General features: G+C 33.0%; 22 protein-coding genes and 1 tRNA gene. 15 read left to right on the forward strand and 8 right to left on the reverse strand.

All coding sequences use genetic code 11. From position 1 onward, the window contains the following. The first annotated feature begins 483 nt into the window (after positions 1-483). Genes rnr through WFZ85_RS02690 form a run of 3 tightly spaced genes read left to right on the forward strand, consistent with a single transcriptional unit; the run spans position 484 to position 4130 of the window. Positions 484-2664 (forward strand): ribonuclease R, encoded by a 2181-nt coding sequence (gene rnr / locus WFZ85_RS02680; protein ID WP_342694742.1) that lies wholly within the window; start codon positions 484-486, stop codon positions 2662-2664. A gap of 54 nt (positions 2665-2718) precedes the next feature. Continuing rightward, on the forward strand, positions 2719-3384 hold the full coding sequence (locus WFZ85_RS02685) for a head GIN domain-containing protein (RefSeq protein WP_342694743.1): 666 nt from the start codon (positions 2719-2721) through the stop codon (positions 3382-3384). Positions 3385-3443: 59 nt separating this feature from the next. After that, on the forward strand, positions 3444-4130 hold the full coding sequence (locus tag WFZ85_RS02690; protein ID WP_342694744.1) for a LysE family translocator: 687 nt from the start codon (positions 3444-3446) through the stop codon (positions 4128-4130). Between the two features lie 176 nt (positions 4131-4306). Here WFZ85_RS02690 and WFZ85_RS02695 read toward each other — a convergent pair. Further along, a tRNA-Cys gene (locus WFZ85_RS02695) sits at positions 4307-4377 on the reverse strand. Between the two features lie 96 nt (positions 4378-4473). Next, positions 4474-4833 carry a dihydroneopterin aldolase gene (folB, locus tag WFZ85_RS02700; RefSeq protein WP_342694745.1) on the reverse strand — a complete coding sequence of 120 codons (360 nt, stop codon included), beginning with the start codon at positions 4831-4833 and terminating at the stop codon, positions 4474-4476. A 126-nt stretch (positions 4834-4959) separates the two neighbouring features. Between folB and WFZ85_RS02705 the strand changes: the two genes are divergently transcribed. The 4 genes from WFZ85_RS02705 to WFZ85_RS02720 all read left to right on the forward strand — a co-directional run bounded on the left by WFZ85_RS02705 (position 4960) and on the right by WFZ85_RS02720 (position 7849). After that, entirely contained in the window at positions 4960-6645 is a 1686-nt protein-coding gene (locus tag WFZ85_RS02705; RefSeq protein WP_342694746.1) for a glutamine--tRNA ligase/YqeY domain fusion protein, read from the forward strand. A gap of 267 nt (positions 6646-6912) precedes the next feature. Beyond that, a complete protein-coding gene (locus WFZ85_RS02710) occupies positions 6913-7242 on the forward strand; it encodes a YtxH domain-containing protein (protein ID WP_342694747.1) in 330 nt (109 codons plus the stop codon). Next, positions 7242-7592, forward strand: a complete 351-nt coding sequence (locus WFZ85_RS02715; RefSeq protein ID WP_342694748.1) for a competence protein — start codon at positions 7242-7244, stop codon at positions 7590-7592. The genes WFZ85_RS02710 and WFZ85_RS02715 overlap by 1 nt, the downstream gene beginning before the upstream one ends. A 2-nt stretch (positions 7593-7594) precedes the next feature. Continuing rightward, positions 7595-7849, forward strand: a complete 255-nt coding sequence (locus WFZ85_RS02720; RefSeq protein ID WP_342694749.1) for a DUF6327 family protein — start codon at positions 7595-7597, stop codon at positions 7847-7849. A 28-nt stretch (positions 7850-7877) separates the two neighbouring features. Here WFZ85_RS02720 and WFZ85_RS02725 read toward each other — a convergent pair whose 3' ends face one another. Beyond that, complete coding sequence (locus WFZ85_RS02725) at positions 7878-8864, reverse strand: SPFH domain-containing protein (protein ID WP_413789726.1); 987 nt, start codon at positions 8862-8864, stop codon at positions 7878-7880. Positions 8865-8942: 78 nt separating this feature from the next. Here WFZ85_RS02725 and WFZ85_RS02730 point away from each other — a divergent pair, with 78 nt between their 5' ends. Further along, complete coding sequence (locus WFZ85_RS02730; RefSeq protein ID WP_342694751.1) at positions 8943-9587, forward strand: PorT family protein; 645 nt, start codon at positions 8943-8945, stop codon at positions 9585-9587. Positions 9588-9613: 26 nt separating this feature from the next. Here the strand turns inward: WFZ85_RS02730 and gltX are convergent, their stop codons facing one another. Genes gltX through WFZ85_RS02745 form a run of 3 tightly spaced genes read right to left on the reverse strand, consistent with a single transcriptional unit; the run spans position 9614 to position 13028 of the window. After that, complete coding sequence (gene gltX, locus WFZ85_RS02735; RefSeq protein WP_342694752.1) at positions 9614-11143, reverse strand: glutamate--tRNA ligase; 1530 nt, start codon at positions 11141-11143, stop codon at positions 9614-9616. Between the two features lie 48 nt (positions 11144-11191). Beyond that, the gene (locus tag WFZ85_RS02740; RefSeq protein ID WP_342694753.1) at positions 11192-11947 is read right to left on the reverse strand and encodes a hypothetical protein; all 756 of its coding nucleotides are present in this window, start codon (positions 11945-11947) and stop codon (positions 11192-11194) included. Positions 11948-11996: 49 nt separating this feature from the next. Further along, the gene (locus WFZ85_RS02745) at positions 11997-13028 is read right to left on the reverse strand and encodes an alkane 1-monooxygenase (protein WP_342694754.1); all 1032 of its coding nucleotides are present in this window, start codon (positions 13026-13028) and stop codon (positions 11997-11999) included. Positions 13029-13160: 132 nt separating this feature from the next. Between WFZ85_RS02745 and WFZ85_RS02750 the strand changes: the two genes are divergently transcribed. The 6 genes from WFZ85_RS02750 to WFZ85_RS02775 all read left to right on the forward strand — a co-directional run bounded on the left by WFZ85_RS02750 (position 13161) and on the right by WFZ85_RS02775 (position 23015). Beyond that, positions 13161-16565, forward strand: coding sequence for a hypothetical protein (locus WFZ85_RS02750; RefSeq protein WP_342694755.1), 3405 nt, complete (start codon positions 13161-13163; stop codon positions 16563-16565). Then, positions 16558-16980 carry an rRNA maturation RNase YbeY gene (ybeY, locus tag WFZ85_RS02755; RefSeq protein ID WP_342694756.1) on the forward strand — a complete coding sequence of 141 codons (423 nt, stop codon included), beginning with the start codon at positions 16558-16560 and terminating at the stop codon, positions 16978-16980. Before WFZ85_RS02750 ends, ybeY begins: the two co-directional genes overlap by 8 nt. Position 16981: 1 nt before the next feature. Then, on the forward strand, positions 16982-18853 hold the full coding sequence (gene mnmG / locus WFZ85_RS02760; RefSeq protein ID WP_342694757.1) for a tRNA uridine-5-carboxymethylaminomethyl(34) synthesis enzyme MnmG: 1872 nt from the start codon (positions 16982-16984) through the stop codon (positions 18851-18853). A 116-nt stretch (positions 18854-18969) separates the two neighbouring features. After that, positions 18970-19815, forward strand: coding sequence for a class I SAM-dependent methyltransferase (locus tag WFZ85_RS02765; RefSeq protein WP_342694758.1), 846 nt, complete (start codon positions 18970-18972; stop codon positions 19813-19815). Between the two features lie 238 nt (positions 19816-20053). Continuing rightward, positions 20054-20632, forward strand: coding sequence for an OmpH/Skp family outer membrane protein (locus tag WFZ85_RS02770; RefSeq protein ID WP_342694875.1), 579 nt, complete (start codon positions 20054-20056; stop codon positions 20630-20632). A 115-nt stretch (positions 20633-20747) separates the two neighbouring features. Further along, positions 20748-23015 (forward strand): helix-turn-helix domain-containing protein, encoded by a 2268-nt coding sequence (locus tag WFZ85_RS02775; RefSeq protein ID WP_342694759.1) that lies wholly within the window; start codon positions 20748-20750, stop codon positions 23013-23015. On the opposite strand, the gene WFZ85_RS02780 is transcribed toward WFZ85_RS02775, so the two are convergent. Continuing rightward, positions 23016-23402, reverse strand: a complete 387-nt coding sequence (locus WFZ85_RS02780) for a DoxX family protein (protein ID WP_342694760.1) — start codon at positions 23400-23402, stop codon at positions 23016-23018. A gap of 4 nt (positions 23403-23406) precedes the next feature. Further along, on the reverse strand, positions 23407-24555 hold the full coding sequence (locus WFZ85_RS02785) for a DNA polymerase III subunit (protein ID WP_342694761.1): 1149 nt from the start codon (positions 24553-24555) through the stop codon (positions 23407-23409). A 216-nt stretch (positions 24556-24771) separates the two neighbouring features. Here WFZ85_RS02785 and WFZ85_RS02790 point away from each other — a divergent pair, with 216 nt between their 5' ends. Further along, entirely contained in the window at positions 24772-25959 is a 1188-nt protein-coding gene (locus tag WFZ85_RS02790; RefSeq protein WP_342694762.1) for a phosphoglycerate kinase, read from the forward strand. Positions 25960-25968: the final 9 nt, after the last annotated feature.

Here is a 25968-nt window from a genome sequence, read left to right on the forward strand (position 1 = left end):
TAGAAGTTTTTTATGGAAGTAAAAGAAATTTTTCTAATCAAAAATTGAAACTAAAAAATCAAGATTAGTTTTGATTTTTTTTAAATAAATTTATCAATATAAAAAAGTTAGTTTCTAACAATTATGAAAATAAAACTTATTAAATAAAGAAACACTCTTTACAATACTAACAACTGTTAATAAAATCTAAATATTTACTCATTTTTAGAACTTTAGAATGTGAAATAATTGTTAATTTCTATGTATAAATCTATATAACTTTTTTTAAATAAATTTTAGTAAAAAGTTATTGTAGCTATTAACACGCTATAATAACCATCATAAATTAAAAATTAATTAAATCTTTTTTCTTATGATTCTAATGATTGTTGAAAACTCTAATTTTTTAAGTTTTTCAAAATGTTATATTTTAAATAAAACTATTCACTAATTACTGTTAACTAATTACTATTTTGTAATTTTCAGCATTAATTGAAACGTAAAATGAGTAGAAAACCAAAGAAGTTCGGAAAAAACGAAAAAACCTTTTCTGAAAAAATATTTAAAATATTATCTAAAAACGCTAATAAACCTTTTAATTACAAACAAATAGCTGCTATTCTTGAATTGGATGATACAAAGAGTAGAAACGAAATTATAAAAGATTTAAAAATTCTTGCTGCTCAAAAACTAATTATTGAGTCAGAACCAGGAAAATATTTGGTAAAAGCTTCCAGTCAGCAATATTATGAAGGTTATGTTGATATGACTTCTAGAAAATCGGGTTATTTTGTTTGTGAAGATTTAGAAGACGATGTTTATATTCCTTTTATTAATTTAAATCATGCTTTAGATAAAGATAAAGTTAAAGCTTATGTTTACAATCGGAGAAGTTCTAGAAAACCAGAAGCAGAAGTTATAGAAATTCTTGAAAGACATAAAACAGAATTTGTTGGAGTGATTGATATTCAAAAGAATTTTGGATTTGTAACTACAGCCAATGCCAAAATGTACACCGACATTTTTATTCCAAAAAATAAATTAGCCGATGCTGAGCATGGTGATGTAGTATTAGTAAAATTAGAAGATTGGCCAGTAAAAGCCGATTCACCTTTTGGTTCGGTAATTAAAGTTTTAGGAAAACCTGGCGAACACAATACCGAAATTCACGCCATTCTTGCTGAATATGGTTTGCCTTATGATTTTCCAATAGAAGTAGAAACTTACGCTAATAAACTCGATACTTCGATAACTCAAGACGAAATCCATAAACGAAGAGACATGCGGAAAGTACTCACGTTTACTATAGATCCTAAAGATGCTAAAGATTTTGACGACGCACTATCGTTTCAAGTTCTAGAAAACGGAAACTATGAAATTGGAGTTCATATTGCTGATGTTTCCCACTATTTAAAAGAAGGAACTATTTTAGATGATGAAGCTTATAACAGAGCAACTTCGGTGTATTTAGTAGATAGAGTTGTTCCAATGTTACCCGAAGTTTTATCAAATTATGCTTGTTCGCTTCGACCACACGAAGAAAAGTATACGTTTTCGGCTATTTTTGAATTAACACCAAAAGCTGAAGTGGTTAATCAATGGTTTGGACGAACTATTATTTTTTCTGATCAACGTTTTACTTATGAAGAAGCACAGCAAATTATTGAGACTAAATCTGATGTTATTCCAGCCGAAATTTCGTTAACAGGAAAAGAATATAAAGTTTCATCCGATATTGTTGCAGCTACACTTCAAATGCAAGATTTAGCTGTTATTTTGCGTAGAAAAAGAATGGCAGCTGGAGCAATTTCGTTTGACAAAGTAGAAGTAAAATTCAATTTAAATGAAGCAGCTGAACCTGTTGGTGTCTTCTTCAAAGTTTCGAAAGATGCTAATCATTTAATTGAAGAATTTATGCTTTTAGCCAATCGAAAAGTGGCCGAATTCATTGGAAAACAAAAGAAAACTTTTGTGTATAGAATTCACGATGAACCAAATGAAGATAAATTGATAAACTTGCAAACAGTTATTTCGAAATTTGGTTATTCCATCAATATGAAATCCAAACAAGATATTTCAAAATCGTTGAACAATTTATTGAATGAAGTGAATGGTAAAAAAGAACAAAATTTAGTCGATACATTAACCATTCGAAGTATGAGTAAAGCAAAATATTCAACTGAAAATATTGGTCATTACGGATTAGCTTTTGATTATTATAGTCATTTTACATCGCCAATTCGAAGATATCCTGATGTAATGGTGCATCGATTATTGCAGTTTTATTTAGATGGAGGAAAATCTGCTGATGCTGAAATCTTTGAAGAAAAATGTGAACATTCCAGTAATATGGAAGGTTTAGCTGCTCAAGCCGAACGAGATTCTGTAAAATACATGCAAGTAAAATACATGCAAGATCACAAAGATCAGGAATTTTTAGGTGTAATTTCAGGTGTAACCGAATGGGGAATTTATGTAGAAATCATCGAAAATAAATGCGAAGGAATGGTTCGCATTCGTGAAATAAAAGAAGATTATTATGTATTTGATGAAAAGCAATACGCATTAGTTGGACAAGTTTCAAAAGGTTTACTACAACTTGGAGATGAAGTTTATGTAAAAGTAAAAACTGCAGATTTGGTTAAAAAACAATTGGATTTTCACTTTATTAGAAGAAATGAATAGGTATATTTTTGTCACATTGAGCGCAGTCGAAGTGCTTTATAAAATTTAAAACTCATGAAAAAATTTGTTTATAGTTTATTAGTATTCAGTTCCATAGCATTTGGACAAGTAAAAAAAGAGGTTGGTGATTTTAATAAGGTTACTTCTTTTGACCAAATTGATGTTTTTTTAGTTAAAAGCAACGAAAATAAAATTTTAATTGATGGAAAAGAGGCAAATGAAGTAGAATTAGTAAATAAAAACGGTGAATTAAAAATTAGAATGCCGTTAACTAAATTGCTCAAAGGAGATAACATATCAGTTACTGTTTATTTCAATAATTTAGAAGCAGTTGAAGCCAATGAAGGTTCAAGAATTGCCTGTGGCGATATCATTAAAACTATAGCCTTTGACATAAAAGTAAAAGAAGGTTCAGAAGTGAAACTGAAACTCGATGTTCAAAAATTAAGCGCTAGAGTTGCCAATGGTTCAAAAATTGAACTAGAAGGAATGGCAGAAAATCAAGATATTATAGTGAATTCTGGCGGTATGTATGAAGCTGAAAAATTAAAAACAAAGCAAACTGTAATTTCATTAAACGCTGGTGGTGAAGCCGCTATTTTTGCAACCGATTTTGTTGATGCAAAAGTTCGAGCAGGTGGCGAAATTACCATCTATGGAAAGCCAAAACAAGTGAACCAGAAAACAATTGCTGGAGGAACGATTGAATTAGCTAAATAGAAATTATTTCAAATTTTAATTTTTAAATTTTAACTTGCGATACAAATTTGTAAAAAATAATGATTAACGATATTTTATCAGCAATTCCACTTGGATTTTTTCTAAGTTTCATGATAGGACCTGTTTTTTTTGTGTTATTAGAAACTAGTGTAGTTAAAGGATTTAGAGCTGCGATTATTTTTGATTTAGGTGTTGTTTTAGCCGATATTGTTTTTATTGCGATTGCTTTTTTTAGTAGCTATCGACTGATTCAAAGTATAAAAAACGATCCAGCATTATATATTTTTGGCGGATTTGTAATGCTCACTTATGGCATTATTTCCTTCATACAAAATAAAAAGGAGTCTAAAAAAAGTATAGATGAAATTGACCCCAAAGTTTTAGAAAAAACCAATTATATTTCTTTATTCATCAAGGGTTTTTTTCTAAATTTTATCAATATTGGAGTACTTGGTTTTTGGTTAGCAATTTTAATAACTGTTGGTCCACAGCTTGAATTAAAAACGTCAAGGATGTTGACTTTTTTCGGCACTTTAATAGTTACTTATTTTCTTACAGACATATTTAAAATTTTAGCAGCCAAACAGTTACGAAAAAAATTAAATCCAAAAAACATTCTAGTAGTAAAAAAAATTATCAGCATAATTTTGATTATATGCGGTATTGTATTACTATCTCAAGCTTGGTTTCCTAAAGAACAAAAAATTGTAAATTCTGCAATTGAAAAGTTGGAAAGTGAAAAGTAATTTTTCTAAAAATTTTCTATAAAAAAAAACCTCCAAGTTTCCTTGAAAGTTTTTGTGGCATCGTCCGTCCCGACGCTTCGGGAGAACCAGAATAGTCGGTTTTGCATTATATTTAATTAATTTTTTCTAAAAATTTGCTCCATAAAAAAAGCCCTCTAAAAGAGAGCTTAATTAAGAGGCATCGTCCGGATTCGAACCGGAGTATACGGTTTTGCAGACCGGTGCCTAGCCACTCGGCCACGATGCCAGATGGACGGCAAATATAATAAAAAGTTTAAAGTTTAAAGTTTAAAGTTTAAAAAGTTTTATAACCACTTCGTAATTCCAACTTCGTAAACCGTACTTAATTCCTATATTCTTCCAATTCAATAGTTACAGCTTCAACATCGCCGCCAATAGGTGGATTAAGTTTAGAAACAGCCAAAACAATTCTAGACACAGATGCTATTTCCTTAAATATCCTACTTACAATTCTGTGACCAACGTGTTCCAATAACTTTGAACGAATAGCCATTTCTTCCACTACTATCTTATTGAGCAAAACATAATCTACAGTATCTACAAGTTCATCTGAAGCCATAGATTTTCGTAAATCGGTTTTTATTTCTAAGTCAACTCGATAGTCTGACCCAATTTTTGACTCTTCAACTAAACAGCCATGAAATGAATAGGTTCTAATATTTTGTAGTTTAATTGTTCCCATATTGATTTTAGTTTCAAGTTATTTTAGTTTCAAGTTCAAAGTTAAGACGTTTTCGGGCTTTTTTAAACAACTTTAAACTTTAAACTTTAAACATTTTCTATCTTTGCAGAAAGATAGAAAATTACCATGTCTACAGAAGAGAAGTCGCTCAATTTCATCGAACAAATTATAGAGGAAGATTTAAAAAACGGTTTGTCGAAAGATAAACTTCGTTTTCGTTTTCCACCCGAACCAAATGGATATCTTCATGTTGGTCATGCAAGTGCTATTTGTTTAAATTTTGGTTTAGGAATTGATTATCAAGCACCAGTTAATTTACGTTTTGACGATACCAATCCTGCTAAGGAAGAACAGGAATATGTTGATGCTATCAAAAGAGATATTGAATGGCTTGGTTTTCAATGGGATAATGAATGTTATGCTTCCGATTATTTCCAGCAATTATATGATTGGGCAGTTGAATTTATCAAAAAAGGAAAAGCCTATGTTGACAGCCAATCATCTGAAGAAATGGCTAAACAAAAAGGAACACCTACACAAGTTGGAACCAACTCACCTTATAGAAATCGTTCAGTTGAAGAAAATTTAGACCTTTTTGAACGGATGAAAAATGGCGAATTTCCAAATGGAACGCATATTCTTCGTGCTAAAATTGATATGTCTCACAACAATATGTTGATGCGCGACCCAATTATGTATCGCATTTTACATTCTCATCATCACAGAACGGGAAATGACTGGTGTATTTATCCAATGTATGATTGGGCACATGGCGAAAGTGATTATTTAGAGCAAATTTCGCATTCGTTTTGTACACTAGAATTTTTACCTCATAGAGAATTGTATGATTGGTTCCTAGATCAAATTTATGATAATACAAAAATTCGTCCAAAGCAAAGAGAATTTGCTCGAAGAAATTTGTCGCATACTGTAGTTTCCAAACGAAAATTATTGCAATTAGTTGAAGAAAAGCATGTTACTGGTTGGGATGATCCAAGAATGAGTACAATCTCTGGGATGCGACGTCGTGGTTATCCGCCAATGGCCATCAGGAATTTTGCAAATACTATTGGAATAGCGAAAAGGACAAATCTGATTGATGTATCGCTTTTAGAATTTTGTGTTCGTGAAGTTTTAAACAAAACAGCACCAAGAGTGATGGCAGTTTTAAACCCAGTGAAGTTGGTTATTACTAATTATCCCGAAGGAAAAGAAGAAATTCTCGATGCAGAAAACAGTCAAGAAGATGAAAGTTTAGGATTTAGAAAAGTGCCTTTTTCAAGAGAATTATATATCGAAAGAGAAGATTTTCAGGAAGAAGCAAACAAGAAATTTTTCCGTTTAACGTTAGGAACAGAAGTGCGTTTAAAAAATGCGTACATCATTAAAGGTGAAAGTGTTATCAAAGATAAAAACGGAATTATTACCGAAATTCATTGTACCTACGACATCGAATCTCGCAGCGGAAGCGGAACCGAAGCCAGTCAACGAAAAGTAAAAGGAACCATTCATTGGGTTTCTACTGCGCATGCTATTCCTGCCGAAGTTCGTATTTATGACCGATTATTTTCTCATGAAAGTCCAGACGGAAATAAAGAAATCGACTTTAAAGAATTCATCAATCCCAATTCACTGGAAGTAATTACAGGTTATGTTGAACCAAGTTTGCAATCGGCAAAAAATCTTGACCAGTTTCAATTTCAGCGTTTAGGATATTTTTGTGTTGATAAAGATTCGTCAGCAGAAAAATTAGTTTTTAATAAAACGGTTGGTTTGCGCGATACTTGGGCAAAAGTGGAAAGCAAAGAATAAGTCTTAAAGAATAGATATTTTAAATATAAAGCCACATTTTAGTGGCTTTTTCTATTATTGGAAATAATTATAGTGTGTCTAAAAACAATTCAATAAAACTATTAAAAACGGCCTTCATAAATCGCTTTTATTCCTCTTTTTAAATATTTTGAAGCAGTTTATATTCAACCCAACGATCGTCTTTAAAATTGCTTTGAAATAAGTTAATGGTTTTTGAACAATAAATCTATATTTTTCGTAACTTTAAACTATTAAATTTTAGAAATCATGTCAAATTTAAATAGTAATAGCATTTTAGCACTTCTTGCAGGAGCAGCAATTGGCGCTGGCTTAGGAATTTTATTCGCTCCCGATAAAGGTTCAAAAACCAGAGAAAAAATTAAAGACGGTTTTGATGATTTAAAAGATCAAGCAAAAAACAAGTGGAATACTTTAGAGACAGATGCGAAGCAAAAGTTTACAAGTACTAAAGAGGAATTAAAAGACTCTATTGACACTTTACTTTCTGATACAAGCTATAAAACCGAAGAAGCTATCGTTTTTTTAGAAGAAAAATTAGCGGAGCTAAAAAAACAAAACGCTAAACTTCATAAGTAATGGCATTTGAAGAATTAAAAGAAAACGTCGATTCTGTGCAAGAAAACACAAAAGCGTATATAGAAACCAGTTTGGCTTACTATAAACTTTGGGGTTTTAAAGTAGCTATGAAATCAACCACATTGATGGTTAAGTTCTTCTTGATTGCATTTTGTTTGACGATAGTTTTACTTTTTATTTCCATTTCCGGAGCGTTTTTATTGGGCGATATCTTCAACAGTTATCCATTAGGATTTTTATGTGTGGCAGGAATTTATATGGTTTTGGCTCTACTGTTATTTTTAGTGAAAGACAAAATAGTAGAAGGACCAATTTTAGAAAAATTCTCAGAAATATTTTTTAACGACTAATCATGGAAAAGAAAAAATATTCATCCTACGCAGAAATTGAGCTCGAGTTACAAATCCTCAAAGTAGAGAGAGAAATTCACTACCAAAAGATTTTATTATCAATCGACAAAACAAAGGAAAGTATTCTTCCTTTTAAGAAAATCAATAAAATTTTAGAAGTAGTTTCTAATTTTAGTTCAGGAATTTATGGAACCATTTTAAAAACAGCAATCCCAATTCTTATCAATTGGTACTTAAATAGAAAAAGAGGCGATTAAGCCTCTTTTTTTTCATATTGTTACGATTTTAAACTTCGCTCTCAGGATTTGAAGTATCCGAAGGATTATAGTCGGTTGAAGTAGTATCATTTTTCGTTTTAACACGTTTAGGTTGTGTTTTCATTGTTTCACCAATTTGGTTACTTGCAGTAAAACTGGCAACCATATTATTTAACATATCACTTCCGGCTTGTGGTGAATTTGGCAACAAAATCAAGTTAGAGTTTGTATCAGCACCAATAGCTTGCAACGTGTCATAATGTTGTGTAACTACAATCAACGCCGATGCTTCTTGCGAATTAATACCAACTGAATTCAACACTTCCACACTTTCTACTAAACCGCGAGCAATTTCACGTCTCTGATCTGCAATACCTTGACCTTGTAGTTTTTTGCTTTCGGCTTCGGCTTTTGCTTTGGCTACAATTCTAATTCGTTGTGCTTCAGACTCGAACTCAGCAGCTGTTTTTTCTCTGTCAGCAGCGTTAATTCTATTCATAGCGTTTTTAACTTGAATATCTGGATCAATATCTGTTACCAATGTATTGATAATGTCATAGCCATAAGTAGTCATGGCTTCGTTCAGCTCTCTTTTCACAGCAATAGCAATATCATCTTTTCTAACGAAAACATCGTCCAAAATTAACTTTGGAACTTCAGCACGAACTACGTCAAAAACGTAAGCTGTGATTTGATCATGTGGATATTCTAATTTATAAAAAGCTTCATAAACCTTGTCTTGAATTACTTTAAATTGAACCGAAACTTTCATTTTGATAAACACGTTATCTTTAGTTTTGGTTTCAATTAACACATCAAGTTGTTGAATTCTTAGATTTACTCTTCCTGCAATTCTATCGATAATAGGAATTTTAAGTTGTAAACCTGAGTTTCGAATACTGATAAATTTTCCAAAACGTTCAATAACCACAGCGGTTTGCTGCTTCACGGTAAAGAAGGACGAGAACAAAACAAATAGGGCTAAGACCGAAAACACAATCAAAAAAACATCCATCATTTTTAAATTAAATTGTTAGTACATTGTTTATACGAAATATATGTATGTTTGTTACAAATTTTAGAAAAGCATTTCATGAACAAATTACTTACGCTTCTTTTGGTTTTAATTTCGTCGTTAGTATATTCTCAATATGGGAATAGAGATGGAAATAGAATTGGTATTTCTGTTGGAATTTCACAAACTACTTTGTTTACAGATAATTTCAATGCTTCCCCCGAAATGGGTTTTGCTGGCGGACTTTCCGTTCGCGGCAACTATTACAACAATTGGAGTATGATTTATGGCATGCAGTTTTTTTCTAATAATTTTTCGTTGGAATCTACTTTTGACCAAAAAATAAAATACAACCTTCAAGGCGTTCAAGTGCGATTATTGTTTAGTTATAATGTTGTGGAAGACCATGTTTCTATAGATTTTGGACCTGTGCTTCAAATAAACGGAAAGTTACAAATTAGCGCATCTGATGAAAATAAAATTTTAGAAGGAACTACATTACGAGCAGACCAAATAGTAGATATTTCACCTGTTAGCGGAAATTTTTATCTAGGTGTTTCTGCAGGAAGTAGAACAGTGCGCGCACTTATTTTTTACGAATATGGATTTACAAATATTTTAAACAAGCTCAACAGCGATGAAGCGTTGCGAGTTTTAAATAATGGTGACCAGTTTAAAGGAAACCTTGGTACAATCAACGGGCAAATTATTTTTAACTTATAAAAAAAGCCCCGAAATTCAAGGCTTTTTTACTTTTGTAACGAAGCAATTGCCTTTTCCAATCGCTTAACGGTTTCTTCTTTTCCAATCAATTCCACAATATCAAAAAGATGTGGTCCTTTTAAAGCACCAACCAAACTCAATCGAAACGGCTGCATTACTTTTCCCATTCCAATTTCATTTTGCGTCATCCAGTCTTTGATAATGGTTTCAATGTTTACAGAAGTAAAATCTTCAATAGTTGTAAGTACAGAAATTAATTGTTGCATTAATCCTGGCGTTTCCTCTTTCCAATTTTTTGCTGCTTTTTCGTCATACGATGTTGGTGCTACAAAGAAATAATCAGCCAAATCCCAAAACTCAGAAACAAAATTGGCGCGTTCTTTTATCAAGGAAACAATTTTTATCAACTTTTCGTCTGTCACACTGAGCGCAGTCGAAGTGCTATTTTTTTCTAATTCTTTTTTAAAAGCGTTTACCAAACTCTCATTACTTTGCTTTTGTAAATACTGATGATTAAACCATTTGTTTTTTTCTGGATCAAATTTTGCTCCCGCTTTATGAACTCTGTTTAAATCAAATTTTGCAGCTAATTCTTCCAATGAAAAAAGCTCTTGATCAGTTCCATCATTCCATCCTAATAGTGCTAAAAAGTTAACTACAGCTTCCGGGAAAAAGCCTTTTTCTCTGTAACCATCCGAAATTGTCATGCTAGAAGCATCTCTCCATTCTAACGGAAAAACAGGAAATCCCATTTTGTCACCATCACGCTTCGACAATTTTCCGTTGCCAATAGGTTTTAAAATCAATGGTAAATGAGCAAATTCTGGCGCTTCCCAACCAAAACTTCTGTACAATAAATAATGTAATGGTAAACTTGGCAACCATTCTTCCCCACGAATTACATGCGACGTTTCCATTAAATGATCGTCAACAATATTGGCTAAATGATAGGTTGGCATTCCGTCAGATTTAAACAAAACTTTATCATCTAGCAAATTGGTGTCAAATTTTATATCACCACGAATGATGTCTTTTAATTCTAAAATTTCATTGACAGGCGTTTTAAATCGGATGACATAAGCATCGCCATTAGCAATTCTTTTTTCGGTTTCTTCCTTTGAAATTACCAATGAAGTATCTAATTTTTCACGGTTATGCCAGTTGTAAATAAATGTTTTCCCTTGTTCTTCGTGTTGTTTTCTATGAAAATCTAGGCTTTCCGCTGTGTCAAATGCATAGTATGCATTGCCCGAAGCAATTAATTGATCAGCATATTGTTTGTACAAATCTTTTCTTTCGCTTTGACGATAAGGTCCAAATTTTTCGTTTTTTCCAATAGTTTCACTTGGAGCAATTCCAAGCCATTCTAATGCTTCCATGATATATTCTTCCGCACCAGGAACAAAACGATTTTGATCGGTATCTTCAATTCTCAGATAGAAAGTACCGTTGTGTTTTTTTGCAAATAAATAATTGAATAAAGCGGTTCTAACGCCACCAATATGCAATGGTCCAGTTGGACTTGGAGCAAAACGAACTCTAACAGGTTTTGACATTTTTATAAAGTAATTTTTTTGAGGTTATTGTATGATATATATAAAGAGTTATTTTTTATTAATACTTGCTTTTGTAACAATTATTATAACTCCATTTTTCCCTTTTTCGCCATATTTCTCAACGGCGCTTTCTTTCAAAACCGTAACAGTTTCAATATCTTCAGGATTGTATTTTTCTACTTCCGCTTTATTCACTTCTATTCCGTCAATAACATATAAAGGGGAATCTTGTTTCTCTTTATAATAATTGTAACAGTTAGAAACAATATCTACACCTTCAATTTTTTTTGTAATATAATAAGCTTTATCAATCGGATATCTTGGCTCTTTACTTTTATCAATAGCAACATAAAAATAAATTTTGTCGTCATTTAAACTCCAATATTCTGAGCATCCTCTAGAACTCCATGTATCTAATTTTGAATATTTTTCAATTACAATTTTAGCCGTTAATTCATTGAGATTAATATATGTTTCGTCAGGAAGATATCCTTTAAACTCTTTAGTTAATCTTATTTTGCTAATGTAGTCTCCATAAGAGTCTTTTTGAAAGATTACATTAGGATAAAACGAGGAAACATATCCTTTTCTATTCTCAAATCTACCATCTTGAACAAAACCATCAGAACATAAATCCATTTCAATAACTTCAACTTCTTTTAGATTTTCATCTTTCTTTTTTAAATCTGATAAAGTGAGTTCACAAAGTTTTATTTCGGAAAGGTGAATAAGTTTTTCAGTATTATTCTGAGCAAATAATGAAGATGCAAAAAAAAGTAAAATAAAAAAATTTGCCCTAATCATTTGTTATTGTATTATGAATTAATTTAAAATATGCGCTACAAAGATACAATTAAGACGTCATTTCCAAAGGAATTCTTTTATTCATCACAGCAAACCAGAGCGGTGGAAAAAAAGACAAAACCATAGAGGTTGGATAGCCAAAAGGCATTTGAGGAGAAACATCATGATATTCTAATATTTGATATTTCTTTTGCGATTTGAAATGATGATCGCTGTGTCGCGTTAATTCATACAACATAATTCTACCTAAAACATGATTGGAGTTCCACGAATGTTTTTCGGTTACACGTTCGTATCTGCCTGATGGAAGTTGGTTTCTTTTCAAACCATAATGTTCAATGTAGTTGATAGTTTCTAATAATAAAAAACCAACAATTCCAGAAAACAGCGCTACGATTAAACCAGTTTTTCCAAACAATAAATAAATCAACGTTAAGTAACTTATTTGAATTATCGTAAACCAAAACATGTCATTTTTAAGAGAAAATAACGAGCGATTTTCTACTTGGTTCAGTTTTTTTTGTATTTGCCAAGCTTTAATATAGGTTCCAAAAACGGTTTGTATCCAAAAAGCATATAGACTCTGATTGTATTTTGCCGTAGATGGATCTTCTGGAGTAGAAACATGCAAATGATGACCATGATTGTGCTCAATAAAAAAATGAGTATAATGTGAGGGAATTAAAAGTAATTTTCCAAGAATTCTCTCGAACAACTTTTCTCGATGTCCTAATTCGTGTGCTACATTAATTCCGTTTGAACCTAAAACAACTCCTAAACTTAAAATGGTGCCAATGATTTCAGGAAGTGAAATAGGCTGTGTTGCAACTTTATGCAAAACAAAAAAAAGCATTCCGTAAACAATGAAAACATTGATGTACAAAAGCAGGTCGAAAAAACGGTTTTTTAGTCGATTAGCAATATCTTTATCAGTATAGTTTTTTTCATCGGTTGGCAAAAAAAGTTCTAATAACGGAACAACTCCAAAGGCAAATGCAACACCACCAAAACTCCAAAAATTTCCATAATAAATTCCTAAAAAGGCAAATAATGGAATTGAGTAAGCCAATAAATATTTCATTTTCAGTTGGTTTTGAGTTTAAAATTAGAAAAGAAAATTTCAATTTACAAGCTTTTTCTTTGACATTTTTTTAACGCTTCTATGTTTAATTTAAATTGTACATTTATCAGTTTTAAAAAGAACGTAGTAAAATTGGAGAATTCAAATATTATTTATCAAAAATTAGAAGATTTTATTAGAAAATTCTATACCAACGAATTGTTGCGTGGCACAATTTTTTTCGTTGGAATAGGGTTATTGTATTTCATTTTTACTCTTTTTGTCGAATATTTTTTATGGCTTAAACCAGCAGGAAGAACAATACTTTTTATACTATTCGTTGTTGTTGAACTCTTTTTGTTGTTTCGGTTTATTTTGTTTCCAATATTTAAGCTATTTAAACTTCAAAAAGGAATTGACTACAACCAAGCTTCTGCAATTATTGGAAACCATTTTAACGAAGTAGGCGATAAGCTGACTAATTTTTTACAGCTTTCAAAAGACCAAAACAAATCAGAGTTATTATTGGCTTCAATTGAACAGAAAGCAAATACATTACAACCCATTCCTTTTGGAAACGCTATTAATTTAAATAAAAATAAAAAATATTTACCACTCGCTATTATTCCTCTTTTGTTTTTTTTCTTCTTTTTACTCACAGGAAAAACCGAAATTTTATCTCAAAGTTTCAATCGAGTAGTCAATTTTAAACAACAATTTTTGCCTCCAGCGCCATTTGAATTTGTGGTTGTAAACAAAGTGTTGCAAACCGAACAAAACAAAGATTTTCTGCTAAAGGTGAAAACTATTGGTAACGTTGTTCCAGAAAACGCGATGATTTTTATTGGCAATGAAAGTTATTTTATGGAAAGCAACAAGGCTGGAGAATTTGAATTTATTATCCCAAAACCTAGTGAAGATTTACAGTTTCATGTCGAAGCCAATGACGTTTCTTCGCGTGATTATGAATTGAAAGTGGTTACAGTTCCTTCTATCGCCGATTTTGAAATGGTGTTAAATTTTCCGGGTTATTTAAATAAAAAAGCCGAAATAATAAAAGGAACAGGAAATGCTATCATTCCCGAAGGAACGAAAGTAACTTGGCGCATGAATACCTTGGCGACACAAAAAGTGGAATGGGTGAATGAGAACAATCATTTTGCTTTCGCCAAAAAAGATAATGTTTTTTTATTGAGCAAAAGTATTCTTCAAAATATTGATTATCATATTTTAACATCAAACGATAAAATTCAGAATTATGAAAAGTTAAATTATCAAATTTCGGTGATAAAGGATCAATTTCCAACAATCACCGTCAACAATGCACCTGATAGTTTAAAAGTGAATAAGAATTTTGTGCTCGGGCAAGTGGCGGACGACTATGGTTTGTCAAAACTGCAAATCGTTTATTATCCGAAAGACACGCCAAATACTGCTAAAAAAGCAACTATCGCGGTTAAAAAGGATATTTACGACCAGTTTGTGTTTTCGTTTCCTAGCAACCTTCCTGTAGAAGAAGGCGTTTCCTACGAGTACTATTTCGAGATCTTTGATAATGATGCTATCCATAATTTTAAAAGTAGCAAATCTTCGGTTTTTAGCAATAGAATTGAAACCCAAGAAGAAAAGGAAGACCAAATACTCCAGCAACAAAATGAAAATATTAATTCGTTAGCTAAATCACTGAAAGCACAAGACAAGCAGTTATCCGAAATGGATAAATTGCAAAAAATGGGCAAAGAAAAAGAGAGTTTGGAATATAAAGAACAGCAAAAGATTGATAATTTTCTAGAACGGCAAAAGCAGCAAGATGCTTTAACGAAAGAGTTTTCAGAAAAGATGAAGGAAAATCTGGATAAGTTCCAAACAGAAAAGAAGGACGAGAAGAAGGAAGCGTTGCAAGAAAGACTAGAGAAGTCGCAAAAGGAACTGGAAAAAAACCAGAAACTTTTGGATGAGCTCAAAAAGCTCAACGAGAAAATCAGTAAAGAAGAGTTTTTTGAAAAAATGGAAAAGTTCAAACAAAACGCTAAAAATCAGACCAAAAGTTTGGAACAATTAGTGGAGTTAACGAAGAAATATTACGTTGAGAAAAAAGCAGAACAAATAGCCGATAAGCTCGATAAGTTAGCAGAAAAGCAAGATAAATTAGCTGATAAAACGGAAGGAAATAATGCCGAAAAGCAGGAAGAAATTAACGATGCTTTTAACAAAGTACAGGAAGAGTTGAAGGAATTAGATAAAGAAAACAAGGAATTAAAAGCGCCGATTGATTTACCTAAAACAGAGGAGAAAGAAAAAAGTATTGACGAAGATTTAAACAACGCTAAAGATCAGTTGCAAAAACAACAAAAGGATAAAGCTAAGCCAAAACAAAAGAGCGCAGCCAAAAAAATGAAGCAAATGAGTCAGCAAATGCAAGAGCAAATGGCTTCGAGCGAAATGGAACAAATGGATGAAGATGTTGCGATGCTTCGTCAAATATTAGACAATCTTTTGGCGTATTCTTTTTCTCAAGAAGATGTGATGAAACAGTTTAAAAGCCTAAGTCGTGGTGCGCCTTCTTTTAATAAAAATTTAAAAATTCAGCAAAATTTAAAGCAACAGTTCAAGCATGTTGATGATAGTCTGTTTGCTTTATCATTGCGAAATCCAAAAATTGCAGAAGACATTACCAAAGAAATTGGTAATGTGCAATACAATGTAGATAAAGCGCTAGAGAATCTAGCTGAAGCTAATATTCCGAGAGGAAACTCAAATCAACAGTACGCGATTTCAGCTTCTAATAAATTAGCCGATATGCTCAGCGACATTATGAACGGTATGCAAATGCAAATGTCGGGTGCAGGACAAGGAAAGCCAAAACCCGGAAAAGGTGAAGGTGCAGGAATGCAACTTCCAGATATTATAAAAAAGCAGGAAGGTTTAGGCGAGAAGGTAAAAAAGGGAATGAAAAAAGGAGATAAACCTGGTGAAGGAAGCGAAGGTAAAGACGGCGATTCGGAAGGCGGAACAGAAGGAAAGAAAGAAGGAAAGGATGGAAAAGATGGTGGTGGAAAAAGCGGCAAGAATGGTAAAGGTGGTCAAGGTGGTGGAAGCGGAAATGCTCAGGGCAATAAGGACGGTGAAAGCGGTGAAGACGGCGAAGGTGATGCAAAAGCCATTATGGAAATTTATAAAGAGCAGCAGCAACTAAGAGAAGCTTTAGAAAAAGAGCTAAAGAAGCAAGGAATTGGTGGTAGTGGTCAAAATACTGTAGATCAAATGAAGCAAATTGAAAAGCAATTGCTGAATAAAGGTTTTAATAATGAGGTGTTGCAAAAGATTTTGAATGTGAGATATGAATTATTGAAATTAGAGAAAGCAGTGCAACAGCAAGGCGAAGATAAAAAACGTCAATCGGAAACTAATAAGAAAGATTATAATAACCAAGCAGATACGTTACCAACGAGGTTGCAGCAATATTTAAAAAGTATTGAGATCTTAAATAGACAAAGCTTACCTTTGCGCCCGAGTTTTAACCAAAAAGTGCAAGAATATTTCAAGTCCAATGATTAGTTTTAATTACGAAACCGAGTTCTCTATTGCTAACGAGTGTGATTATTTTGATTGGCTTACTAAAGTGATCATTTCTGAAAGCAGGAAAGAAGGAGAGATCAATTATATATTTTGCGATGATGATTATTTAGTACAGATTAACCAACAGTACCTAGAGCACGATACGCTTACAGATATTATAAGCTTTGATTATTCTATAGGAAAAGAGTTACATGGAGATATTTTTATTTCTGTTGAAAGAGTAGCTGAAAACGCTTCGGATTTTAAGGTCGGTTTTGAAGAGGAACTGAGAAGAGTAATGGTTCATGGAGTGCTACACTATTGTGGCTATAAAGATAAATCTAGGGAAGACGAGTTGGTTATGCGTCAGAAAGAGGAAGAGAAAATGGCAATGTTCCACGTGAAACAAATTTAATATGTTTTTAGATAAATATGATGTGATTGTAGTTGGAGCCGGTCATGCGGGCTGTGAAGCAGCTGCGGCATCGGCCAACATGGGTTGTTCGACGCTATTAGTTACAATGAGTTTACAGAATATTGCGCAGATGTCCTGCAATCCTGCGATGGGAGGAATTGCTAAAGGACAAATTGTGCGAGAAATAGATGCGCTTGGTGGTTATTCAGGAATTATTTCTGACAAAACAGCGGTGCAATTCAAAATGCTTAATAAGTCAAAAGGTCCGGCCATGTGGTCTCCAAGGGTGCAAAGTGATAGAATGCGTTTTTCAGAAGAATGGCGCCTGATGTTAGAGAGAACCACAAATCTTGACTTTTATCAAGAAATGGCAAAAGGACTTTTAATTAAAAACAACAAGATTGAAGGTATTGTAACATCGCTAGGAATTGAAATCAAAGCGAAGACGGTGGTGCTTACCAATGGCACTTTTCTTAATGGTTTAATTCATATTGGTGACAAACAGTTTGGCGGTGGGAGAGCAGGCGAAAGTGCCGCTTATGGAATAACAGATGATTTAGTAAAAGTTGGTTTTGAAGCTGGAAGAATGAAAACCGGAACGCCGCCACGAGTAGATGGTCGTTCTTTGGATTATTCCAAAATGCGAGAAGAACCGGGAGATGTTTTCCCAGATAAATTTTCGTATTCAGATGAAACCAAACCTTTATCTCATCAAAAATTGTGTCATATGACGTATACTTCTCCAGAAGTGCACGATATTCTTCGGGAAGGTTTTGATCGTTCTCCAATGTTCAATGGTCGAATTAAAAGTATTGGTCCGCGTTATTGTCCGTCAATTGAAGATAAAATTAATCGATTTGCAGATAAAGAACGTCACCAACTTTTTGTTGAACCCGAGGGTTGGAATACTGTTGAGGTTTATGTCAACGGATTTTCCACTTCTTTGCCAGAAGATATTCAGTTTAAAGCGCTACGTTCTGTGGAAGGTTTTGAAAAAGTGAAATTTTTCCGTCCTGGATACGCAATTGAATATGATTATTTTCCTCCAACACAGTTAAAACACACCTTGGAAACGAAATTAGTGGAAGGTTTATATTTTGCAGGACAAATCAACGGAACAACAGGTTATGAAGAAGCAGCCTCACAAGGAATGATGGCGGGAATTAATGCAGCATTGAAAGTGAAAGAGCAAGAGCCAATGATTTTGCGTCGCGATGAGGCTTATATAGGTGTGCTGATAGACGATTTAATCACAAAAGGCACTGAAGAACCATATAGAATGTTTACGTCGCGTGCAGAATATAGAACACTTTTACGTCAAGACAACGCGGATTTTAGATTAACGCCTAAGTCATACAAAATTGGATTAGCTTCAGAAAAGCGTTTAAAGCGAATGGAACACAAGTTCAATGAAAGTGAAAAAATGGTCAACTTCTTTAAGGATACAAGTGTTAGCACAGATGAAGCAAATCCAATTTTAGTCGATAAAGAAAGTGCTCCAATGGTTCAATCGGACAAAATGTTTAAAGTATTCTCTCGTCCGCAGATTGAACTAGACGATATCTTAAAATTCGAAAAAGTACAGCAGTATATTCAAGATCATGATTTAGATAAGGAAATAATTGAACAGGCCGAAATACAAGTAAAATATTCGGGTTATATCGAAAAAGAACGAAATAATGCCGAAAAGTTAATCCGTTTGGAAGATTTTAAAATCCCTGAAAATTTCGATTACAATAAGATTAAATCCATGTCAACCGAAGCGAAGCAAAAATTAAGCAAAATCCGTCCTGTTACTATTTCACAAGCGTCTAGAATTAGCGGTGTTTCGCCAGCAGACATTTCGGTTTTATTAATTTATATGGGAAGATAAATCAGTATTCATGTTATAGTTAACAGTTCCCAGCTGACCACCGTTTACTGACGACTGGCTACTTTTACTGTTCCACGTGAAACCAACCTTGTTAAGCATTATAAACAAAGAGTTTTATGAGTTTTCAAAATAATATTTTTTTTCAGAAGGTTAGAGATTATTCCGTTTCGAAGGAAATTTTCGAATTGCATCACAATCCTGAATATGATGTTTTAATCACATTTCCAAAACCAAGTGTGGATAAATTACCTAGCTATTATGAAAGCGACGATTACATTTCGCACACCGATGGAAAACGTTCGTTGTTTGAAAAAGCATATCATTTTATTAAAGGCATTGCTCTCAAAAACAAAGTAAAACTTGTTAACGCACACTCGCAAAAAGGGAGAATTTTAGACATTGGTGCAGGAACAGGAGACTTTTTAGTGTCGGCAAAAAATGATGGTTGGGAAACAATAGGAATCGAACCTAGTGTAAAAGCAAAGCAAATCGCCATTAATAAAGGTGTTTCCTTTATCGATGATTTGGCAGCGTTAGAAAACAATTCTATTGATGTAATCACCATGTGGCATGTTTTAGAACATGTTCCAAATTTAGACGAGTATATTAATGAGTTAAAAAGATTAATAAAACCATCAGGAACAATAATTATTGCGGTGCCAAACTTTAAATCCTTTGACGCAAAATATTACGGTAAATTTTGGGCAGCTTATGATGTGCCGAGACACATTTGGCATTTTTCTAAAACAACAATCGAAAAGCTATTTGCAGAAAAAGACATGAGATTGGTAGAAGTGTTGCCAATGAAATTTGATAGTTTTTATGTAAGTCTGTTATCAGAAAAATACAAAACAGGAAGTATGAATTATTTGAAAGCTTTTTTTGTTGGCTTGCAATCAAATATCAATGGAAAACAATCAAAAGAATATTCTTCGCACATTTACATTATAAAAAACGACTAAAAATCATTTTAAAGCGATTATACAAAAGGAACGAAGCAGACACAAATGTTTGCTTGCTTAAAGAAAGAAACGCTACATAAACGCTTTATTTAAAGCCAAAAACAATAGTTAAAAAATATTAACAATCCTTAAACAATAAGAATAAATTATAATTTTAAAAAACATTAAAATCCAACTTTTAGCGAATTGGATTTTATTTTAATACTTTTGAACCCGAAATTAAATTTACTACATCATGATCAAAAAATCAGTTTTCCTTTTTGCCTTGGCAATTTCAGTTATTTCATGTAACAAAGCTACAGAAGCCAAAGAATTTAAAACAGCTTATATCGACACTTCAAAATTAATGGAGGAATCTACCGAAGCTAAAGATATTGAAGCCAAATACAAAGACAAATCTAAAGTGATGGGAAATCAGTTAGAAGTTGAGGTAGCGCGTTTTAAAGCAGAAGCGGCTAGTTTTAAAGATAATGCGATGAAATTTGGACAAGCTTGGGCACAACAAAAAGGTGCAGAGTTGCAGCAAAGAGAACAACAATTAAATTATGCGCAACAGGGAATGTTAAGACAGCTACAAGAAGAAAGTGGCGTTGAAATGGACTCTTTAGTGAAATCCTACAAGAAAATTATTAAAGATTATGGCAAAGAAAAGGGCTATGATTACATTTATGGTACAGGTGATGCACAATCTGTTTTGTATGCCAAAGACAGTTATGATTTAACAAAAGATGTTTTGAAAATTATTAACGATAAATACAAAGCAGCAGGTAAAAAAGAAGAAAACACGGAAACCAAAAAAGAAGAAAAGAAAAAATAATTTCCAGTAAAATATTGTCACTATAACGCTATCAAATTTGATAGCGTTTTTTTATACTTTAAAATTTCGAGATTGATTAACAATCTTTTATATTTGTGTTTCAAATATATACGCCATGGAAAATTTATCAGCCCAAGCTAATTACGTTTTACAATTCATTAACCAAACCAATCGTTCTATTTTCCTAACAGGAAAAGCAGGAACTGGAAAAACAACTCTTCTAAAAGAGATAATAAAATCTACACACAAGAACACAGTTGTGGTGGCACCAACAGGAATCGCGGCATTAAATGCTGGCGGTGTTACCATTCATTCCATGTTTCAGTTGCCTTTTGGCGGATTTATTCCCGACAGTAATGTAGATACCCATTTTTCGGAAACTGTAAAGTTTGATTCTAAAGACACTTTGCGTCGCCATTTTCGAATGAGTGGTGTTAAAAAAGCAGTGATTCAAAACATGGAATTACTCATAATAGACGAAGTGAGTATGCTGCGCGCTGATTTGATGGATGCCATTGATTTTATGCTTCAAAGTGTTCGCAAAAAAAGAAATCCTTTTGGTGGCGTACAAGTGCTATTTATTGGAGATTTATTGCAATTACCGCCCGTTATTCGCGATGATGAATGGCAAACTTTGCGGAAATATTACAGAGGAAAATTCTTTTTCCATTCGCACGTAATACAACAAAATCCACCGTTATATATTGAATTATCTAAAATATTCAGACAATCAGACGAAACTTTTATTGATTTGCTTAATAACCTTAGAAACAACAAAATAACAACTGATAATATTTCTTTTTTAAACCAATATGTTCAACCTAATTTTGATTTAAAAGCCAATAAAGGATATATCACGTTAACCACACACAACAACAAAGCAGACGTTATTAACACACAGTCTTTGAAAGATTTAGAAGGAAATGTAACCACTTACAAGGCCCAAATCATTGGTGATTTTCCAGATAAAATTTTTCCGTTGGAAGAAGTTTTAGAGCTCAAAGTAGGCGCACAAATCATGTTTATTAAAAACGATTTGTCTTTTGAAAAAAACTATTTCAATGGCAAAATGGGTTTTATCAAATCGCTTACAAGCGAAGAAATTTTGGTTCATTTTCCCGAAGAAAATAAAACTATTGAAGTTGAGCGCTATGAATGGCAAAACATTCGGTATTCGGTAAACGGAATGACCAAAGAGATTGAAGAAGAAGTTCTAGGAACTTTTGTACATTATCCTATAAAATTGGCGTGGGCAATAACGGTTCATAAAAGTCAGGGATTAACTTTTGATAAAGCGGCACTAGATGTATCGCAGGTTTTTGTTCCAGGACAAGCCTATGTGGCGCTTTCGCGATTGCGATCGTTAGATGGATTGATTTTACTGTCACCATTGCAACTGAATGGCATTTCAAATGATGACGAAGTGATGGATTATGCAACCAATAAAGCATCGACTGAAGTGTTACAAAAAGCACTACAAACCGAAACCAAGAATTTCCTTCATAACTATTTTAAAGAAACCTTTAATTGGATTGCTTTGGCACAAGAATGGCGAAACCATAAATACAGTTATTTAGATAGTGATATTTCGGCTAAATCAAAACATAGCGATTGGGCGACACAGCAGTTTGAATTGTGTGAAGCCTTGCTCGATCCTTCGGCAAAATTCATGTTACAATTAGACAAATTGTTCCGAGAAGAAAATGTTGATTTTAAGTTTATCAACGAAAGAATTCAAGCTGCATACGGTTATTTTTTCGAAAAATTAGATGCTTTGGTTTACCAAATCTTGTATAAAATTGAAGAAGTACAACGCATTAAGCAAGTGAAACAATTTTACGAAGAATTGCAAGTTTTAGAAGAAGTCCAAACGAATGCTGTTTTGCGATTAATGAAAGCCAAAAAGTTAATTGAAACGATTGTTGAAGCAAAAAAAATTAACAAAGAAACTATCAATTCACCCGAAATTAAAAATTATAAACGCCAACTCACGAGTAGAATTCATGAAGATTTTAAAAACAATAACCTTAGTTTAATCGAAGAAAAGGAGAGTTTAATTTATTATAAACCCAAGAAAAAGAAAACCGAGAAAGAAACTAAAAAACCAACTACACAAATCACTTATGAACTGTGGATTGATAAAAATTCAATCGAAGAAATTGCATTGATAAGAAAACTTACTGTGGGAACAATTATGGGACATTTTACCAAACTTATTCAGGATAAAGCCGTTGCCATAAACGATGTTTTACCTCAAGATAAAATCGAAGAACTTTCAGAACTTTTCAAAAATTATAAGGAAGACTCTTTAAATCTTTTAAAAGAAAAAGTGGGCGACCAATTTTCGTATGACGAACTACGAATGTTTAAAGCAAGTTTATAATTAACTCAACCACCAAACTGCCAAAATCGAAGGCACAAAATAAATAGCAATCGTTCGTGCGCCATCATAATCTTTGGCTAAGCGTTGTCCCAGCAACAAAAAAATTAGCGTAATGCTCGAAAAAACGGCACCATAAAAACCAAACGTTTTGCCACCGTTTATAAACAACTCAACACAACCCACAAGCGTTAAAACACCTGTGATTAATTCCAATATTAAAATAATTCCCAAAGCAAGAGGAACGTTATTCTTTAATAATGAAGTATTAGCAAAATGACCTTTAAGCCAGTCAATATTGCCTTGCCAGCCAAAAATTTTATCATAGGCAGATTGAATGAAGGTCACTGCTAAAAAAAGTAAAACAAGAATGGAAGTTGCATTAGTCATACTATTAATTTTTATGGATTAAACGGGTTAGTTTTATAGATAAATCGGTTAAAATAATTTTGGCATTTCCGTTGCGTTCAATATGATAAATAGCATCAGAAAGTTCACGGAAAATATCGTGGATGTTATTTCCGGTAACAAAGGGCGCAAATTTATCAAAAGTAAATCCTGGAACTTTTGGTTCCATATACACCAAATTTTTAGTTTCATAACTATGCATTAACGCTTGTCGGAACATCACAATACAATACTGCAAAAATTGTTTTTGACCTTCGCGACCCAAAGCTGCAATTTCTTCACTCCAAGAGATTAAATCCTGAATAGCCGATGCATTTCCTTTCGCTCTAAAAGCAGTGCGAACCCAATCTACAAACCAATTTTCAAACGGAAAATCTTCGTTATCGTTGTTTAAAATTTGAAGCGCTTTATTATAATTTCCTTGTGCTTGATGTGCTACTTTTGATGCCGAAGCAGAGTCTAAAAAGTATTTTTCCTTTAAATTTTTTGCAATTACAGCTTCGGGTAACGCACTAAAATGCAATACCTGACAACGAGAACGAATGGTTTGAATAATGTCTTCTTCGTCTTCAGAAATTAAGATAAATAAGGTTTTCTCTGGTGGTTCTTCTAAAAGTTTTAGTAATTTGTTAGAGGCATCAATATTCATTTTATCAACCATCCAAATAATCATAATTTTATAACCACCTTCATATGATTTTAGCGACAGCGTTTTTAAAATATCATCAGCGTCGTCAACTCGTATCATGCCCTGTTTGTTTTGAACTCCAAGGTGTTTGTGCCAATCAAACAAGCTTCCGTAGGGATTTTTCAAAACAAACTCACGCCAATCTACTATAAAATCAGCACTTTTTGGTTTGGTCTTTATGTCATCATTCGTCACATTGGGGTACACAAAATGCAAATCAGGATGTATCAACGACTTAAATTTTAAATTACAACTTTCATTGCCGCTACTATTTTCTGAATCTTGATTTTTGCACAGCACAAATTGTGCATAGGCAATAGCCATCGGCAGTGTGCCACTTCCTTCTGGACCAATAAACAATTGCGCATGTGGAATTCTTCCTGATGACACATTTTTTATCAGGTGATTTTTAATATATTCTTGGCCAAGTATGTCTGAAAACTGCATAAAGCAAATATAAGTTAAAATCCAGTTTTTAAATTAAAAAATCAATTTTGGTTAATGTACAGCAACAGTTTAAATACAAACTCAAAAAAGCAATGAATTGATTTCAAAAGTATTACATCATAAATTTTTCTTAAAAAACATCGACAAAAGCACAAAAAAGACCGATAAAATTAAAAATTACTATATTTGCAATATTTCGAAAATTTTTTGCCACACATGAAAACCATTCAAGATTTTAATTTTAAAGCTAAAAAAGCCATTATTCGAGTTGATTTTAACGTTCCTTTAGACGAAGACTTCAACGTTACTGATGCCAACCGAATTGAAGCGGCAAAGCCAACAATTGATAAAATTCTTGCTGATGGCGGAAGTGTAATCTTGATGTCACACCTAGGAAGACCAAAAGGAAAAGAAGATAAATATTCTTTAAAACATATTCTGAAAACCGTTTCCGAAGTTTTAGGAACAACTGTTCAATTTGCCTCAGATTGTAGAGGAGAAATTGCCACAAACGCAGCTAATAATTTAAAATCAGGCGAAGTTTTATTATTAGAAAATCTTCGTTTTTATGCCGAAGAAGAAGCGGGTGACGATACTTTTGCAAAAGAACTAGCATCACTTGGCGATATTTATGTAAACGACGCTTTTGGAACAGCGCATAGAGCGCATGCCTCTACAACAATTATTGCGAAATTTTTCCCAAATCATAAATGTTTTGGATTGCTTTTGGCTAAAGAAATTGAAAGTTTAAATAGAGTTTTAAAAAATTCAGTGAAACCTGTAACTGCGGTTCTTGGTGGTTCAAAAGTATCTTCTAAAATTACGGTTATCGAAAATATTTTGGACAAAGTGGACCACATGATTATTGGTGGAGGAATGACGTTTACATTTGTAAAAGCATTGGGTGGAAAAATTGGAGACTCAATTTGTGAAGACGATAAACAAGAATTGGCTTTGCAAATTTTGCATTTTGCCAAAGAAAAAAACGTACATATTCATATTCCAGTTGATGTAGTAGCGGCAAATGCTTTTTCAAACGATGCCGAAACTCAAATTGTAGATGTTCGAGAAATTCCTGATGGATGGCAAGGTTTAGACGCCGGTCCAAAATCGTTAGCTAATTTTAAAGAGGTAATCATGAAATCAAAAACAATCTTGTGGAATGGTCCATTGGGTGTTTTTGAAATGGAGTCGTTTGCAAACGGAACAATAGAATTAGGAAATTATATCGCAGAATCTACAGCAAACGGAGCGTTTTCTCTCGTTGGTGGTGGCGATTCCGTAGCAGCAGTAAAACAATTTGGGCTAGAAGAAAAGATGAGTTATGTTTCCACTGGTGGTGGCGCAATGTTAGAAATGCTTGAAGGAAGAGTATTGCCAGGAATCGCAGCAATTTTGGATTAAAGACTGCAA

This window comes from Flavobacterium aureirubrum (genome assembly GCF_038739835.1).
GTDB classification, from domain to species: domain Bacteria; phylum Bacteroidota; class Bacteroidia; order Flavobacteriales; family Flavobacteriaceae; genus Flavobacterium; species Flavobacterium aureirubrum.

Coding starts and splice junctions, on each gene's coding strand:
- rnr (WP_342694742.1), top strand. CDS start 484: ATGAGTAGAAAACCAAAGAAGTTCGGAAAAAACGAAAAAACCTTTTCT.
- WFZ85_RS02685 (WP_342694743.1), top strand. CDS start 2,719: ATGAAAAAATTTGTTTATAGTTTATTAGTATTCAGTTCCATAGCATTT.
- WFZ85_RS02690 (WP_342694744.1), top strand. CDS start 3,444: ATGATTAACGATATTTTATCAGCAATTCCACTTGGATTTTTTCTAAGT.
- folB (WP_342694745.1), bottom strand. CDS start 4,833: ATGGGAACAATTAAACTACAAAATATTAGAACCTATTCATTTCATGGC.
- WFZ85_RS02705 (WP_342694746.1), top strand. CDS start 4,960: ATGTCTACAGAAGAGAAGTCGCTCAATTTCATCGAACAAATTATAGAG.
- WFZ85_RS02710 (WP_342694747.1), top strand. CDS start 6,913: ATGTCAAATTTAAATAGTAATAGCATTTTAGCACTTCTTGCAGGAGCA.
- WFZ85_RS02715 (WP_342694748.1), top strand. CDS start 7,242: ATGGCATTTGAAGAATTAAAAGAAAACGTCGATTCTGTGCAAGAAAAC.
- WFZ85_RS02720 (WP_342694749.1), top strand. CDS start 7,595: ATGGAAAAGAAAAAATATTCATCCTACGCAGAAATTGAGCTCGAGTTA.
- WFZ85_RS02725 (WP_413789726.1), bottom strand. CDS start 8,864: ATGGATGTTTTTTTGATTGTGTTTTCGGTCTTAGCCCTATTTGTTTTG.
- WFZ85_RS02730 (WP_342694751.1), top strand. CDS start 8,943: ATGAACAAATTACTTACGCTTCTTTTGGTTTTAATTTCGTCGTTAGTA.
- gltX (WP_342694752.1), bottom strand. CDS start 11,143: ATGTCAAAACCTGTTAGAGTTCGTTTTGCTCCAAGTCCAACTGGACCA.
- WFZ85_RS02740 (WP_342694753.1), bottom strand. CDS start 11,947: ATGATTAGGGCAAATTTTTTTATTTTACTTTTTTTTGCATCTTCATTA.
- WFZ85_RS02745 (WP_342694754.1), bottom strand. CDS start 13,028: ATGAAATATTTATTGGCTTACTCAATTCCATTATTTGCCTTTTTAGGA.
- ybeY (WP_342694756.1), top strand. CDS start 16,558: ATGATTAGTTTTAATTACGAAACCGAGTTCTCTATTGCTAACGAGTGT.
- mnmG (WP_342694757.1), top strand. CDS start 16,982: ATGTTTTTAGATAAATATGATGTGATTGTAGTTGGAGCCGGTCATGCG.
- WFZ85_RS02765 (WP_342694758.1), top strand. CDS start 18,970: ATGAGTTTTCAAAATAATATTTTTTTTCAGAAGGTTAGAGATTATTCC.
- WFZ85_RS02775 (WP_342694759.1), top strand. CDS start 20,748: ATGGAAAATTTATCAGCCCAAGCTAATTACGTTTTACAATTCATTAAC.
- WFZ85_RS02780 (WP_342694760.1), bottom strand. CDS start 23,402: ATGACTAATGCAACTTCCATTCTTGTTTTACTTTTTTTAGCAGTGACC.
- WFZ85_RS02785 (WP_342694761.1), bottom strand. CDS start 24,555: ATGCAGTTTTCAGACATACTTGGCCAAGAATATATTAAAAATCACCTG.
- WFZ85_RS02790 (WP_342694762.1), top strand. CDS start 24,772: ATGAAAACCATTCAAGATTTTAATTTTAAAGCTAAAAAAGCCATTATT.